Raw genomic sequence first — 15,162 nt, forward strand, 5'->3', positions numbered from 1 at the left:
GAGGCGGTGGACGGTGGCGGCAGGTCGTCGCAGTGCGATGCCGGAGCTGTGTCCGTTCGCCCATCCCGTCGGAAGGCCGTTTTCTCCAGCATCTGGCTCTCGGCTGGCAGGATCGCTTGGCTGCCGAAGGCCCGGGCTGCAGGATCCGACGCTTCCTTGGAGTCCGGTCGCAGAGACGGCAGGCGCCTTCGGCGCAGGAATCGCAGGTATAGTCCGGATCGGGTCAGCCGGCGCGTTCCCGGTCCTGCAGCGCCTGCTTGCGGGCGACGCCCCAGCGATAGCCCGACAGCCCGCCGTCGCTGCGGACGACGCGATGGCAGGGGATGGCGACGGCGAGCGTATTGGCCGCGCAGGCCTGGGCGACGGCGCGGGTGGCGCTGGGGGCGTCGATCCGGCGGGCGATCTCGGCATAGGTGGCGGTGGTGCCGGGCGGGATCCGGCGCAACGCCTGCCAGACCCGCTGCTGGAAGGCGGTGCCGCGGATGTCCAGGGGCAGGTCCAGCCCGATGCCGGGCGCCTCGACAAAGCCGACGACCCGGGCGACCAGCGCCTCGAATTCCGGGTCGCGGCCGATCAGCCGCGCCTGCGGGAAACGGTCCTGGAACTCGCGCAGCAGCGCCTGGGGGTCGTCGCCGAGCGCGATGGCGCAGATGCCGCGCCCGCTTTGCGCCACCAGGATGGCGCCGAGCGCGCATTGCCCCAGCGCGAAACGGATTTCCTCGCCCGCGCCGCCCTTGCGCCAGGCCGAGGGCGTCATGCCCAGGATCCCGTCCGCGCTTTCGTAGAAGCGGCTGTTCGCGCCGAAGCCGGCCTCATAGATCGCGCCGGTGACGCTGGACCCGCTGCGCAGCCGCTCGCGCAGCTTGCCGGCGCGATGGGCGCTGGCATAGGCGCGCGGCGTCAGCCCGGTGATCGCCTTGAACTGGCGGTGGAAATGGAACGGGCTGAGCCCGGCGGCGTCGGCCAGAACGTCGAGGCTGGGCGGGGTCTCGGCGCTTTCGATCAGCCGGCAGGCGGCGGCGACCAGCGCCGCATTGGCCTCGGCCGTCGAGGCGCCGCGCGGGTTGCAGCGCCGGCAGGGGCGAAAGCCCCCCGCCTCGGCCTGGTCGGGGGTGGCGAAGAAACGCACGTTCTCGGGCCTCGGCCGCCGTGCGGGGCAGGAGGGGCGGCAATAGACCCCGGTGCTGCGCACGGCATAGACGAAGCCGCCGTCCGCGGCCGCGTCGCGGGCCAGCACGGCCTGCCAGCGGGGATCGTCGCTTGTGGGAAGGGGACGCTGTTCCATGGTCGCGGCCTTTCTGTCATGGGTGCGATAGCATATCTGCACCCGAAAGGCATGTGCCGCACTCCGCGGCTTGCGGTCGAATTCACGGCGTGTCGGTATCAGTCGGCCTTGCCGCGGCGCCACAGCCAGCCCAGCCAGCCGGCCCAGAGCGCGGCCAGCGCGAACCAGGTCAGCGCATAGCCCAGGTGGCTGTTGCGAAAGCCGACCACGGTCAGCCCGCCGATGGGCAGATCGCCGTCCGGGCGGGCGTCGGCGTCGATGAAATAGGGCGCGACCGCGGGCAGGCCCAGGCTGGCGGCGATGGCGACGGTGTCGCGGGAATACCAGCGGCTTTCGTCGGGGCGGTTGCGGCGCAGGAAGGCGCCCTTGGGCTGGCTCATGCGCAGCAGCCCGGTGACCTCGGCGGGGGCGGCGGGCAGGGCGCGGGCGGCGCTGCGGGCCTCGTCGGGGACGAAGCCGCGGTTGACCAGCACCGTCCAGCCGCCGGGCGTCGCCAGCGGCGTCATCACCCAGAAGCCGGGGCCGCGGTCCGTCACCGCCTTGACCAGCACGTCGCTGTCCGCGGCATAGCGGCCCGCGACGGCCACGCGACGGTATTCGTCCGCGCGCGGCGAAAGCCCCGGCCAATCGGCGGGGCCGGGGGCGGGGACGGGGGGCGCGGCCAGCCGCGCCTCGACCCGTGCGATCAGGTCGGTCTTCCAGGCCAGGCGCTGCACCTGCCAGACCCCCAGCGCGCAGAAGCCCATGAAAATGGCCAGCGCCCCGGTCAGGAGCGCCAGCCTGCGCAGGGGACGGCCGTCCCCCGCCCGGGTCACGAGCCGAAGCCCTGCGTCATCTCGTGGTTCATCTGCGGCATCATGTTGGTGTTCATGTGATACATGACCCAGATCGAGCCGGCGAGCAGGATCACCACCACGACCACGGTGAAGATGGTGGAAAGCAGGGTCCAGCCCTCTTCCTGGCTGCCGGACATGTGCAGGAAATACACCATGTGCACCAGGATCTGCACCACGGCGAAGGCGATGACGACCACGGCCGTCAGTCCCCGGCTTTCGAAGCCGCCGGCCATGACGATGCCGAAGGGAATGGCGGTCAGGATCACCGACAGCAGGAAGCCCTTGAGATAGGAGCCGTAGCTGCCGTGGTCGTGGCCCGCGCCGTGGCCATGGTGGTCGTGATGGGCGTGTGCGTGATCGGCAGGCATCAGATCATCCCCAGCAGATAGACGAAGGTGAAGACGCCGATCCAGATGACGTCCAGGAAGTGCCAGAACATGGACAGGCAGGTCATGCGGCGCTGGTTGGCGGGGATCAGCCCCTTGCGGGTGATCTGCATCATCAGCGTCACCAGCCAGATCGAGCCGAAGGTGACGTGCAGCCCGTGCGTGCCGACCAGGGTGAAGAAGGCCGACAGGAAGCCCGACCGCTGCGGCCCGGCGCCGACATGGATCATGTGGTGGAACTCGTAGAGCTCGATGGCGAGGAAGCACAGGCCGAAGAAAAGCGTCACGGCCAGCCAGCGCAGCGTGCCGCTCTGGTTGCCCTTGGCCATGGCCAGCATGGCGAAGCCGAAGGTGATCGACGACAAGAGCAGCATCGCGGTGTTGACCGCCACCAGCTCCAGGTCGAACAGGTCCTTGGGCCCGGGCCCGGCGGCATAGCTGCTGCCGAGCACGCCGAAGACCGCGAAAAGCACCGCGAACATCAGGCAGTCGCTCATCAGGTAGACCCAGAAGCCGATGCTGGTCGAGGCCCCCTCGGGGTGGTGATGGGGCTCAAGCTCCCAATAGCGGCTCATGCTGTCTTGGGTTGCGGTGTTCATGGTTCAGGCCCCCTGCGCAAGCTGGCGCGTCCGGGCGTCCTCGGCCGCCTCGATGTCCGTGACCGGGATGTAATAGTCGCGGTCGTAGTTGAAGGTATGGGCGATCGAGACGACGATGATGCCCAGGAAGCTGGCGGCGGCCAGCCACCAGACATACCAGATCAGCGCCATGCCGCAGATCGTGGACAGCGCCGCCAGGATGACGCCGGTGCCGGTGTTCTTCGGCATGTGGATCGGCTGGTAGGTGGCCAGCGGCCGGCGCGCTCCGGCCTGTTTCATCTCCCACCAGGTATCCAGCCCGTGCGAGATCGGGCTGAAGGCGAAGTTGTAGGCCGGCGGCGGCGACGAGGTCGCCCATTCCAGCGTGCGGCCGTCCCACGGGTCGCCGGTCACATCGCGATAGTCGGCGCGGTTGCGCCGCAGGATCGAGACGCCGAACTGGATGAACATGGCCGCGATGCCGCAGGCGATCAGTACGGCGCCGAAGGCCGCGATGGCGAACCAGATCCGCAGGTCGGGATCGTCGAAGACCCGCAGCCGGCGGGTCACGCCCATCAGCCCCAGGATATAGAGCGGCATGAAGGCGGCCCAGAAGCCCACGACCCAGAACCAGAACGAGACCTTGCCCCAGAACACGTCCAGCTTGAAGCCGAAGGCCTTGGGCCACCAGAAGTTGATCGCCGCGAACAGGCCGAACAGCACGCCGCCGATGATCACGTTGTGGAAGTGGGCGATCAGGAACAGCGAGTTGTGCAGCACGAAGTCCGCCGGGGGCACCGCCAGCAGCACGCCGGTCATGCCGCCGATGACGAAGGTCAGCATGAAGGCCACCGTCCACATCATCGGCAGCTCATAGCGGATGCGGCCGCGATACATGGTGAACAGCCAGTTGAAGAGCTTGGCCCCGGTCGGGATCGAGATGATCATCGTGGTGATCCCGAAGAACGAGTTCACCGACGCGCCCGAGCCCATGGTGAAGAAGTGGTGCAGCCAGACCAGATAGCTCAGCACCGTGATGCAGACGGTGGCGTAGACCATCGAGGAATAGCCGAACAGCCGCTTGCCCGAGAAGGTCGAGGTGACTTCCGAGAAGACGCCGAACAGCGGCAGGATCAGGATATAGACCTCGGGGTGGCCCCAGATCCAGATGAGGTTGATATACATCATCGGATTGCCGCCAAGGTCGTTGGTAAAGAAGTTGGTGCCGACATAGCGGTCCAGCGTCAGCAGGATCAGCGTCATGGTCAGCACCGGGAACGAGGCGACGATCAGGATATTGGCGCAGAACGAGGTCCAGGTGAAGATCGGCATCCGCATCATGGTCATGCCCGGCGCCCGCATCTTCAGGATGGTCACCAGCAGGTTGATGCCCGACAGCGTGGTGCCGACGCCCGCGACCTGCAGGCCCCAGATGTAGTAATCCACCCCGACCCAGGGGCTGTAGCCGATGCCCGACAGCGGCGGAAAGGCCAGCCAGCCGGTCTGGGCGTATTCGCCGACGAACAGCGACGCCATGGTGATCACCGCGCCGCCCACCGTCATCCAGAACGAGAAATTGTTCAGGAAGGGAAAGGACACGTCGCGCGCGCCGATCTGCAGGGGCACGATGTAGTTCATCAGCCCGGTGATGAAGGGCATGGCCACGAAGAAGATCATGATGACGCCATGCGCCGTGAAGATCTGGTCGTAGTGATGGCTGTTCAGATAGCCCTCGGAGCCGCCGAAGGCCCAGACCTGCTGCAGCCGCATCATGATGGCGTCGGCAAAGCCGCGCACGAACATGATCAGCGCCAGCACCACATACATGATGCCGATCTTTTTGTGATCGACCGAGGTGAACCACTCTTTCCAGAGATAGCCCCACAGCCGGTACTTCGTCAGCACCGCAAGCAGTGCCAGCCCGCCGACGGCGACGGCGACGAAGGTGGCCCAGACGATGGGCTCCTTCGGGATCGCGTCCCAGTTCAGCCGGCCGAAAAGGAATGTCGTTTCGTTGCTGGGGATAGCCATGCGAGCGTCCGTTCAGAAATTCCGCGCCTGACCCGCCGCCGGGTCGAGCTGGGTCATGTCAGTGTCATGCGAGAGGGACAGAAGCCCCCGCGGCGGGGTCAGCGCCCGGCCGCGCAGCGGCGACTGGTCCGCCGGCGGCTGCACCGCCAGCGCCCCGCTGCCGAACATCAGCGCCGAATCCTCGGGCGTGCAGAACGAGGCGACCTGGAAGGGCTCCCAGCCCAGCACCGGGACGCGGGCGCCGCGGCGCTGGTGCTTGTCATAGGTCAGCGCGGTGGTGTTCATGGTCCCGGCCAGCCCGGCGCCGCCCTGGTCGTCGATGGCCATCATCTCGGCCATGCACATCTTGCCCGGCTCGACGCACATGTTGACGACGCGGGCGAACAGCTGCGGATCGACCTCGGCGAAGGACATCGGCGGCACGTTCTCGCTGGGCGCCTCGAGATCGAGGTAGCGCGGCCGGTCCAGCGTGCCGCCGGCGGCGCGGGCCTTTTCGACCCAGGCGCGGAAATCGGCGTCGTCGCTGGCGAAAGTCTTGAAATGCATCCCCGAAAAGCCGTGGCCCGAGTAATGCGAAGCGATGCCCTTGTATTCGCCCGGGGTGTTGAAGACGCCGTGCAGCGTGGTCTGCATCCCCGGCATGGCATAGATCATGCCCGCCATGGCCGGGATGTAGAAGGCGTTCATCACCGAGGTCGAGGTCAGGGTGAACTCGACCGGCCGGTTCACCGGGACGGCCAGTTCGTTGACGGTGGCGATGCCCTCGTCGGGATAGATGAACAGCCATTTCCAGTCCATCGCCACCACCTGCACCCGCAGCGGCGTCTGCTCCGCGGGGACCGGCTGCCCGGCCTCGATGCGTTCCAGCGGGCGGTAGGGGTCCAGAAGATGGGTGCCGACCCAGGTCAGCGCCCCCAGCGAGATGATGATCAGCAGCGGCGCCGCCCAGATCACGAACTCGAGCTTGGTGGAATGGTCCCAGTCGGGCGCATATTCGGCCGCGCGGTTCCTTTCGCGGTATTTCACCGCGAACCACACCGTCAGCACCATCACCGGCACGATGATGAGCAGCATCAGAAGCGTCGAGATCACCAGCAGGTCGCGCTGCCGTGCCGCGACGTCACCGGCCGGCGCCAGGACCTCGGCCTTGCAGGCGGCAAGGGGGACAAGAAGCGAAAGCCCTATCAGGCGGTGAAATATATGTTTTATTTTCATTGGACTACCTGCTGTCCGGTTGATGGCGCAGCCGACCGAATCGGAAATGCACCGGGCAAGTTGCGCTTCACTACCTTGATCTGGGTCAAGGCGACATGCGACGTTTTGCCCTATGCTGTTCGCCCCCGGTCTGGCGCTAGGGAAAGGGCAGGACGCCGGGGGGCCCTGGGCCGCGCCCGGCACGAATCTGGACCAGATCGAAATCATCCGCATGTCGAGCACCTCTTCTTCGGCCCATTCCGGCCGCTCCAGCGCCCCGGCCCCGCAACACCAGGGGCATCCGGTCTCGCCCTCGGACATTGCCGTGGGCGTCATCATCGGACGAACCTCCGAGTTCTTCGATTTCTTCGTCTTTGCCATCGCCTCGGTGATCGTGTTCCCGCAGCGGATCTTTCCCTTCGTGGATCCGCTCAGCGGGACGCTGCTGTCCTTCGCGCTGCTGGCGCTGGCCTTCGTGGTGCGGCCGCTGGGCAGCGCGCTGTTCATGGCCGTCGACCGCCGCCACGGCCGCGTCACCAAGCTGACCACGGCGCTGTTCCTGATGGGCACCGCCACCGTCGCCATGGGGCTGATCCCCAGCTACGACACGGCGGGCGACTGGGCCATCGTCATCCTGGCGGTGCTGCGCATCGGCCAGGGGCTGGCGCTTGGCGGCGCCTGGGACGGCATGCCGTCGCTGCTGGCGCTGACCTCGCCCCGGAACCGGCGCGGCTTCTATGCCATGATCCCGCAGCTGGGGGCGCCGATCGGGTTGATCGTGGCCAGCCTGCTCTTCGCCTATCTGGCGGCGAATCTCTCGGAAGCGGACTTCCTCGACTGGGGCTGGCGCTATCCGTTCTTCGTCGCCTTCTCGGTGAACGTGGTGGCGCTGTTCGCCCGGCTGCGCATCGTCGCCACCGACGAATTCGGCCAGCTGTTCCGGTCGCGCGAATTGCAGCCCACCCGCCTGGGCACGACCCTGGCCGAGGACGGCGGCGCCGTGCTGCTGGGCATCTTCGTGCCGCTGGCCAGCTTTGCCATGTTCCACATGGTCACGGTCTATCCGCTGTCCTGGATCTTCCTCTACACCAACGAGACCCTGGTCAGCTTCCTGGTGATCGAGGCCGTGGCCGCCGTCGCCGGCATCGCCGCGATCCTGCTGTCGGGCTTCCTGGCCGACCGGATCGGCCGCCAGCGGCTGCTGCTGGTCGGGGCGCTGCTGATCGGCGGCTTCGCCATCCTGGCGCCGCTGCTGCTTTCGGCCGGCCAGACCGGCGAGACGATCTATATGATCGCCGGCTTCTTCATCCTGGGCCTCAGCTTCGGGCAAAGCTCGGGTGCGGTCGCCTCGCTCTTCGGGGTGCGCAACCGCTATACCGGCTCGGCCCTCGTCTCGGACCTGGCCTGGATGTTCGGCGCCGGCTTCGCGCCGCTGACCGCGCTGCTGCTGTCGACCTGGCTGGGGCTGCCCGCCGCGGGTCTCTACCTGCTGTCGGGCGCCATCTGCTCGACCGTCGCGGTGCTGCTGGCCGGCCGCATGGACTTCAAGGGCGACGCCTGACGCCCATTGCCGCGATGCGGGACAGCGCCCGGGCCTTGGCTCGGGCGCTTTCGCATGGCGCCGGCCGCTTGGCCTCGGCTTCCGGTTTCGGCTAGCATCGCCGCGACTCAAGGAGTGACCCATGGCCCGGAAGCCCGCCCCCTTCGCCTGGAACGACCCCTTCCTGCTGGACGACCAGCTGACCGGCGAAGAGCGGCTGATCCGCGACAGCGCCGCCGCCTTCGCCCAGTCCGCCCTGGCCCCGCGCGTCAAGCGGGCCTATCTGGACGAGACCACCGACCCCGAGATCTTTCGCGAGATGGGCGCCGCCGGCCTTTTGGGCGTCACCGTCGCCGAGGCCCATGGCGGCGCCGGCGCGTCCTATGTCGCCTATGGCCTGGTGGCGCGGGAAATCGAGCGGGTCGATTCGGGCTATCGCAGCATGGCCTCGGTGCAGAGCTCGCTGGTGATGTATCCGATCGAGGCCTATGGCAGCGACGAGCAGCGGCGGAAATACCTGCCGAAACTGGCCTCGGGCGAGCTCATCGGCTGCTTCGGCCTGACCGAGCCCGAGGCCGGCTCGGACCCCGCCGGCATGAAGACCCGGGCGACGCCCGTTTCGGGCGGCTATGTGCTGAACGGCGCCAAGACCTGGATCACCAACGCCCCCATCGCCGATGTCTTCGTGGTCTGGGCGAAATCCGAGGCGCATGGCGGCAAGGTCCGCGGCTTTCTGGTGGACAAGGGCACGAAGGGGCTGTCCGCGCCGAAGATCGAGGGCAAGCTGTCCCTGCGCGCCTCGGTCACCGGCGAGATCGTGATGGAGGATGTCGCGGTCCCCGAATCGGCGATGCTGCCCGGGGCCGAGGGCATGGGCGGCCCCTTCGGCTGTCTGAACCGCGCGCGCTACGGCATCGGCTGGGGCGTCATGGGCGCGGCCGAGGATTGCTGGTTCCGGGCCCGCGAATACGGCCTCGACCGCCGGCAGTTCGGTCGCCCGCTGGCTGCGACGCAGCTTTACCAGAAGAAGCTCGCCGATATGCAGACCGAGATCGCGCTGGGGCTTCAGGCCAGCCTGCGCCTGGGCCGGCTGTTCGACGAGGGCAGGATGGCGCCCGAGATGGTCTCGCTGGTCAAGCGCAACAATTGCGGCAAGGCGCTGGAGATCGCCCGCATGGCCCGGGACATGCATGGCGGCAACGGCATTTCCGTCGAATATCACGTCATGCGCCATGCCCAGAACCTGGAGACGGTGAACACCTACGAGGGCGCGCATGACGTGCATGCGCTGATCCTGGGTCGGGCGCAGACCGGGCTGCAGGCCTTTGGCTGAGCCGCCGCTGCAAGGGCTGCGGGTGGTCGAACTGGCCCGCATCCTGGCCGGTCCCTGGATCGGCCAGACGCTTGCCGACCTCGGCGCCGAGGTGATCAAGGTCGAGGCGCCCGAGGGCGACGACACCCGCCGCTGGGGTCCGCCCTTCGTCCAGAGGCCGCGCGCCGACGGCACGACCGAAGAGGTCGCCGCCTATTTCCATGCCGCGAACCGGGGCAAGACCTCGGTGACCTGCGATTTCAACGACCGGGCCGATCTGAAGCGCCTGCGCGGGCTGATCGACCAGGCCGATGTCGTGATCGAGAACTTCAAGGTCGGGGGCCTGCGTCGCTTCGGGCTGGATTACGACACGCTTGCCGCGCGCAATCCCGGGCTGGTCTATGCCTCGATCACCGGCTTCGGCCAGGACGGGCCGCGGGCGGCGCAGCCGGGCTACGATTTCCTGATCCAGGGCATGTCCGGCATCATGGACCTGACCGGAGACCCGGCGGGCGAGCCGCAGAAGGTCGGCGTCGCCTGGATCGACATCTTCACCGGGCTTTACGGCGTGATCGCGGTGCAGGCGGCGCTGGCCGAGCGCGCGCGCTCGGGGCGGGGCCAGCATCTGGACCTGTCGCTTCTGGATTGCGGCGTGGCGGTGCTGGCGAACCAGGCCACCAACTGCCTGCTGGGCGGGATGGTGCCGCACCGGCTGGGCAATGCCCATCCGAACATCGTGCCCTATCAGCTGTTTCCGGCCGCGGACGGGCATCTGATCGTGGCTTGCGGCAACGACCGGCAATTCGCGGCGCTCTGCCGGGTGCTGGACCTGGCGGGTCTGGCCTCGGAGCCGGATTTCGCCACCAATCCCGCCCGCGTGGAGCATCGCGACCGGCTGGTGCCGCGGCTTGCGGCGGCGACGCGGGGCTTCACCCGCGCCGGGCTGATCGCGGCGCTGGAAGCCGTGGGGGTGCCGGCCGGCCCGGTCAACGACGTGGCCGAGGCGCTGGCCGAGCCGCAGGTGCTGGCGCGCGGGCTGCGGATCGCGCCCGAAGGCATCGCCGGGCTGCGCAGCCCCCTGCGCTTTTCGCGCAGTTCCCTGGTGACGGACCGCGCCGCCCCGGCGCTTGGCGACGGCGCATGGCATTTCCGCGGCGCCGACGGCTAGGCCGGGTTCAATCCGCGATCGGAAAGGCGATCCGGGCGCAAAGCCCGCGGCCGCCGGCGCCGGGATGCAGGCTCAGCCGGCCGCCGAAGAGCCGCGCGATCTCTTCCACCACCGGCAGGCCCAGACCCATGCCCTGGCCCTGGGTCTCGCCGCGCGCGAAGCGGCCGGTGACGGCGGCGCGGGCTTCGGCCGGGATGCCGGGGCCGTCGTCCTCGACCTCCAGCACCGCCTCGGCGCCCTCGGCGCGGACGCGGATCGTCACCATCGCACCCCGGCCGGTGTGCCGGATCGCGTTCGAGATCAGGTTGGCCAGCGCCTCGCCCAAGAGCAGCGGCTCGGCGCGGACGGGCAGGGGCCCCGCGAAGCCGCTCTCGAACCCCAGGTCGATGCCGGCCTCGGCGGCGGCGGGGATCTGTTCGGCGGTCAGGTCGCGGGCGAAACCGGCAAGGTCGATCACGTCGGGCGCCCGGCCGGCCGCCGCATCGACCTTGGCCAGCAGCAGAAGCTGCGCCAGGATGCGCTCGGCATGGGCGACGGCGGCGTCGCCCTTGGCGGCGGCGGACTGCGCCTCGGCCAGCGTGCCGGCGCGGGCCGCCAGCGCCAGCTGCGTGCGCACCACCGCCAGCGGCGTGCGCAGCTGGTGGCCGGCGTTGCCGGTGAAGTTGCGCAAGCCGTCCAGCGCCGATTTCAGCCGCAGCATGAAGCCGTTGATGGCGCCGACCAGCCCGCGCACCTCGCTGGGCACCGGGGTCTCGACCGGCGAAAGGTCGTCGGGGCTGCGGGTGGCGATGGCCTCGGACAGCCGCGACAAGGGCCGCAGCGAGACGGTGACGGCGATGCCGACGATCAGCGCCGCGCCCAGCATCATCAGCCCCAGCCGCAGGGCCGAGCGCATCAGGATGGTCCGCGTCAATTCCTCGCGCGCGCCGGTGGTCTCGGCCACGGTGACGGTGAAGGGCACCTCGTCGATGCCGGTCGAGGCGGCGCGGGCCAGCGTCGCGACCCGCACCGGCTCGCCCCGGAAGCTGCCGTCGGCAAAGCCGGGATCGCCGCCCGGCACCGCCTGCGCCACCGGCAGGTCGCCATAGCCCGTCACCAGCCGCCCCGGCGGGCCGTCGACGCGATAGAACACCCGGTCCTCGGCGGCCGAACTCAGCATTTCCAGCGCGCCATAGGGAATCTCGATGGCGATCATGCCGTCCTGGTCCAGCGAGGCGCGTTCGGCGATCACCAGCGCCGAGCCGGCCAGCACCCGGTCGGCCAGCGCCGTCGCCATGCGCTTGGCCTCGCGCCAGGTGTCGACCAGCGCCAGTGCGCCGAAGACCGCCGTCGCCACCAGCAGCCAGACCAGCAGCCGGCGGCGGATGGAAAAGGGCCGGCTGCCGCTCAAGGCTCGGCCCGGTCCAGGAAATAGCCGATGCCGCGCGCCGTGCGCACCGTCAGTCCGGCGGGCGCCAGGCGCTTGCGCAGCCGGCTGACATATTGCTCGATGGCATTGGCGGAAAGGTCGTCCTCCAGCGAGGTCAGCGATTGCACGATGCTGTCGCGCGGCACCACCTTGCCGGCGCGGGTGATGAGCAGCTCCAACAGGCCGCGTTCGCGCGCGGGCAGGTCCAGCGGCCGGCCCTCGACCGCGAAGCTGCGGCTGTTCTGGTCGAAGCTCAGCGCGCCGAAGCTGACCGTCGCCGTGCGCAGCCCGGCCTGCCGGCGCAAAAGCGAGCGGATGCGGGCCTCGAACTCGCCGATGTCGAAGGGCTTGATCAGATAGTCGTCGGCGCCGAGGTCGAGGCCGCGCACCCGCTCTTCGGGCGTGCCGCGCGCGGTCAGGATCATCACCGCCGCCGGGTTCCTGCGCGCCCGCATGGCGCGCAGGACTTCCAGCCCGTCCATCTGCGGCAGGTTCAGGTCCAGGATCACCAGTTCGAAGCTTTCCGCCGCCGCCAGGGCCTCGGCCGAGGCGCCGTCATGGACCACGTCCACGGCATAGCCCGATTGGCGCAGCAGCGCCGACAGGCCCTCGGCCAGCGAAAGATTGTCCTCGACCAGCAGGATGCGCATGAAGGTCCCCCCTCGGCCCGGCAGGTTAGCGGCTGTGCCCCAGCTTGTGAACGGGGTCCGGCTGGGGCAAGCTTTCGCGATCATGCGCCTTGCCCTGCTGCCCGCCCTGCTGATCCTGGCCCTGACCGGCATCGCCCGGGCCGAGGCGGTGCTGTTTCCGGCGCCTTCGGGCCGCGCGGCGGGCGAGCTGCTGGTCTATTCCTCGCTCGACGACGATCTGGCCCGGCCGCTGATCCGGGCGTTCCAGGACCGCCGTCCCGACCTGGCGGTGCGTTACGAGAACCTGCTGACCGGCGCCCTGCACGACCGCATCGTGGCCGAGACCCAGGCGGGCCGGGGCACGGCGGATTTCGCCTTTTCCTCGGCCATGGACCTGCAGGTGAAGCTGGCGAACGACGGCTTCGCCCGGCCGGTGGTGACGCCGGACACGCCCGACTGGCCCGACTGGGCGAACTGGCGCGACACCGCCTATGCGCTGACCTTCGAGCCGGCGGTCTTTGCCTATCACAAGCCCAGCTTCCGCGACCATCCGCCGCCCTCGACCCGGGCCGAGCTGCTGCGCTGGCTGGCCGAGCACCCGGCCGAGGCGCGGGGCCGGATCGGCACCTACGACCCGGCGCGCTCGGGCGTGGGCTATCTGTTCCTGGCCCGCGACCAGGAGCTTTACCCGAGGATCTGGGACATCGTGCGCGAGATGGGGCGCACCGGCGTCCGGCAATATCCGACCACGGCCGAGATCCTGACCCGCATCGCCGACGGAAGGCTGGCGGTGGGCTACAACCTGCTCGGCTCCTATGCCGCCGACTGGGCGCGCCAGCACCCCGAGGAGGTGGGGGTGATCCTGCCGCGCGACTTCACCGTGGTCGTCTCGCGCGTGGCGCTGGTGCCGCGCGCGGCGCGGGCGCCGGAACGGGGCGCGGAATTCCTGGCCTTTCTGATGTCCCCCGATGGGCAGGCGCTGCTGTCGCGGACGCTGCGGCTGTCGGCCGTCAGCCTGGAGGTGGCGGGCCAGGCGCAGCCGGCGGGCGGCATGGCGGGGCTGGAGGGGGTGCGGCTGAAACCGGTACCGGTCAGCCCCGGCCTGCTGGCCTATCTGGACCAGGCGACGCGGGCGCGGCTGCTTGCGCGCTGGAACGCGGCGCTGTCGGCCAAGTAGGGCGGCGCGGTTTTTCCCCTTGGCGTCAGGTCCATGACAGGTTTCTATGGTGCAAAGGGTGCAGGACCCGCCAGCCGGGTTCACGGAGGAGCGCCCGCATTCCGGGAGAGATGCGGGCCGCAAGCCATGAATAACAGAAAACGGGCCGGCGCCGCGCGCGTTCGGCCGATGCGGAGGAAACCATGAAGCATCTCGTTCTCGCCAGCCTCTTCGCCGGCGCCATGGCGCTGCCGGCCATGGCCGATTACACCATCATCGCGCCCGCCAACCCCGGCGGCGGCTGGGACCAGACCGCGCGCACCATGCAGACCGTGATGCAAGAGGAAGGCATCTCGAAATCGGTGCAGGTCCAGAACGTGCCCGGCGCCGGCGGCACCATCGGCCTGGCGCAATTCGCCAGCCAGAACAAGGGCAACCCGAGCGCGCTGATCGTCGGCGGCTATGTCATGGTCGGCGCCATCCTGACCAACGGCTCGCCCGTCTCGCTGAAGGACGTGACGCCCATCGCCCGGCTGACCGGCGAATACGAGGCCATCGTGGTCCCGGCCGCGTCCGAGATCCAGGACATGGCCGGGCTGATCGCCAAGCTCAAGGAAAACCCGGGCGGGGTCAGCTGGGCCGGCGGCTCGGCCGGCGGCACCGACCATATCGCCGTCGGCCTGATCGCCAAGGCGGCCGGCGTCGATCCGACCAAGATCAACTACATCGCCTATTCCGGCGGCGGCGAGGCGCTGGCCGCGATCCTGGGCAACCAGGTCACCGCGGGCGTTTCCTCGCTGGGCGAGTTCGAGTCCCAGGTCAAGGCCGGCACCCTGCGCCTGCTCGCGGTCTCGTCGCCCGAGCGGATCGAGGGCGTGGACGCGCCGACGCTGAAGGAATCGGGCCTGGACGTCGACCTGCAGAACTGGCGCATGGTCGCGGCCGCGCCGGGGCTTTCGGACGAGCAGAAGGCCAAGGTCACCGCCGATATCGAGAAGATGGCCAAGTCGGAGAACTGGCAGAAGCAGCTGGCCGACAAGGGCTGGATCGACACCTTCCTGGCCGGGCCGGAATTCGACGCCCAGCTCGCCAAGGACGAGGAATCCACCGCCACGATCCTCAAGGACATCGGTCTGGTGAAATGAGCGAGTTGCAACCGCAAACCAAGCGCCGCCCGGATGTGGCGGCGCTTGTCATCGCCCTGGGGCTGGTGGTGATCGCCGGGGTGATGCTGTGGGACAGCGCCCGGCTGGCCGATCTGGGCGGCTATTCCGGCGTCGGCCCGGCCAGCGTGCCCCGCGTGGTGGCCGGATGCCTGATCGGGTTGGGCGTCTGGACCGCCATCGAGGCGCTGCGCGGCGACTTTCCCGAGCGTCCGCCGCAGCGCGTCGCGCCGGTGCTGTGGATCGTCGCCGGACTTGCCGCCCAGCTGCTGCTTCTGCATGTCGCGGGCTTTTCCATCGCGACCGGCGTCCTTTTCGCCTGCACCGCCCGGGCCTTCGGCAAGCGCAACCTGGCGCTGACCCTGCCGGTCGGCATCGCCCTGTCCTTCCTGGTCTGGGTGATCTTCTCGCAACTCCTGATGCTGCACCTGCCGCCCGGCCCGCTGGAGCATCTGGTCTTTCCGGGGGGCTGAACC

At 69.2% G+C, this 15,162-nt stretch carries 14 protein-coding genes; 6 read left to right on the forward strand and 8 right to left on the reverse strand.

Features of this window, described 5'->3' with window-relative positions:
- Positions 1–223 precede the first annotated feature (223 nt).
- The 6 genes from ada to cyoA all read right to left on the reverse strand — a co-directional run bounded on the left by ada (position 224) and on the right by cyoA (position 6,331).
- Positions 224–1,285, reverse strand: a complete 1,062-nt coding sequence (ada, locus tag JCM7685_RS16530; RefSeq protein ID WP_074966675.1) for a bifunctional DNA-binding transcriptional regulator/O6-methylguanine-DNA methyltransferase Ada — start codon at positions 1,283–1,285, stop codon at positions 224–226.
- Between the two features lie 98 nt (positions 1,286–1,383).
- Entirely contained in the window at positions 1,384–2,031 is a 648-nt protein-coding gene (locus JCM7685_RS16535) for an SURF1 family protein (protein ID WP_074966715.1), read from the reverse strand.
- Positions 2,032–2,096: 65 nt separating this feature from the next.
- Positions 2,097–2,489 (reverse strand): cytochrome o ubiquinol oxidase subunit IV, encoded by a 393-nt coding sequence (cyoD, locus tag JCM7685_RS16540; RefSeq protein WP_074966676.1) that lies wholly within the window; start codon positions 2,487–2,489, stop codon positions 2,097–2,099.
- Complete coding sequence (gene cyoC / locus JCM7685_RS16545; RefSeq protein WP_074966677.1) at positions 2,489–3,106, reverse strand: cytochrome o ubiquinol oxidase subunit III; 618 nt, start codon at positions 3,104–3,106, stop codon at positions 2,489–2,491. Before cyoC ends, cyoD begins: the two co-directional genes overlap by 1 nt.
- 3 nt (positions 3,107–3,109) lie before the next feature.
- Positions 3,110–5,116: a cytochrome o ubiquinol oxidase subunit I gene (gene cyoB, locus JCM7685_RS16550; RefSeq protein ID WP_074966678.1), complete on the reverse strand. Its 2,007-nt coding sequence runs from the start codon at positions 5,114–5,116 to the stop codon at positions 3,110–3,112.
- Positions 5,117–5,128: 12 nt separating this feature from the next.
- Positions 5,129–6,331, reverse strand: coding sequence for a ubiquinol oxidase subunit II (gene cyoA / locus JCM7685_RS16555; RefSeq protein ID WP_074966679.1), 1,203 nt, complete (start codon positions 6,329–6,331; stop codon positions 5,129–5,131).
- Between the two features lie 211 nt (positions 6,332–6,542).
- On the opposite strand from cyoA, the gene JCM7685_RS16560 reads away from it, so the two are divergent.
- The 3 genes from JCM7685_RS16560 (at position 6,543) to JCM7685_RS16570 (ending at position 10,330) form a co-directional block, all read left to right on the forward strand.
- Positions 6,543–7,871: an MFS transporter gene (locus JCM7685_RS16560; protein WP_074966716.1), complete on the forward strand. Its 1,329-nt coding sequence runs from the start codon at positions 6,543–6,545 to the stop codon at positions 7,869–7,871.
- 121 nt (positions 7,872–7,992) lie between these two features.
- The gene (locus tag JCM7685_RS16565) at positions 7,993–9,183 is read left to right on the forward strand and encodes an acyl-CoA dehydrogenase (protein WP_074966680.1); all 1,191 of its coding nucleotides are present in this window, start codon (positions 7,993–7,995) and stop codon (positions 9,181–9,183) included.
- Positions 9,176–10,330 (forward strand): CaiB/BaiF CoA transferase family protein, encoded by a 1,155-nt coding sequence (locus JCM7685_RS16570; RefSeq protein ID WP_074966681.1) that lies wholly within the window; start codon positions 9,176–9,178, stop codon positions 10,328–10,330. Before JCM7685_RS16565 ends, JCM7685_RS16570 begins: the two co-directional genes overlap by 8 nt.
- Positions 10,331–10,337: 7 nt before the next feature.
- Here the strand turns inward: JCM7685_RS16570 and JCM7685_RS16575 are convergent, their stop codons facing one another.
- Positions 10,338–11,720: a sensor histidine kinase gene (locus tag JCM7685_RS16575; RefSeq protein WP_074966682.1), complete on the reverse strand. Its 1,383-nt coding sequence runs from the start codon at positions 11,718–11,720 to the stop codon at positions 10,338–10,340.
- A complete protein-coding gene (locus tag JCM7685_RS16580) occupies positions 11,717–12,388 on the reverse strand; it encodes a response regulator transcription factor (RefSeq protein WP_074966683.1) in 672 nt (223 codons plus the stop codon). The genes JCM7685_RS16575 and JCM7685_RS16580 overlap by 4 nt, the downstream gene beginning before the upstream one ends.
- Before the next feature lie 82 nt (positions 12,389–12,470).
- Here JCM7685_RS16580 and JCM7685_RS16585 point away from each other — a divergent pair, with 82 nt between their 5' ends.
- The 3 genes from JCM7685_RS16585 (at position 12,471) to JCM7685_RS16595 (ending at position 15,159) form a co-directional block, all read left to right on the forward strand.
- Entirely contained in the window at positions 12,471–13,544 is a 1,074-nt protein-coding gene (locus tag JCM7685_RS16585; RefSeq protein ID WP_074966717.1) for an ABC transporter substrate-binding protein, read from the forward strand.
- A gap of 182 nt (positions 13,545–13,726) precedes the next feature.
- Positions 13,727–14,668, forward strand: coding sequence for a Bug family tripartite tricarboxylate transporter substrate binding protein (locus tag JCM7685_RS16590; protein ID WP_074966684.1), 942 nt, complete (start codon positions 13,727–13,729; stop codon positions 14,666–14,668).
- Positions 14,665–15,159 (forward strand): tripartite tricarboxylate transporter TctB family protein, encoded by a 495-nt coding sequence (locus JCM7685_RS16595; protein ID WP_074966685.1) that lies wholly within the window; start codon positions 14,665–14,667, stop codon positions 15,157–15,159. The genes JCM7685_RS16590 and JCM7685_RS16595 overlap by 4 nt, the downstream gene beginning before the upstream one ends.
- Positions 15,160–15,162: the final 3 nt, after the last annotated feature.

It is taken from the genome of Paracoccus aminovorans (assembly GCF_900005615.1).
GTDB lineage: Bacteria > Pseudomonadota > Alphaproteobacteria > Rhodobacterales > Rhodobacteraceae > Paracoccus > Paracoccus aminovorans.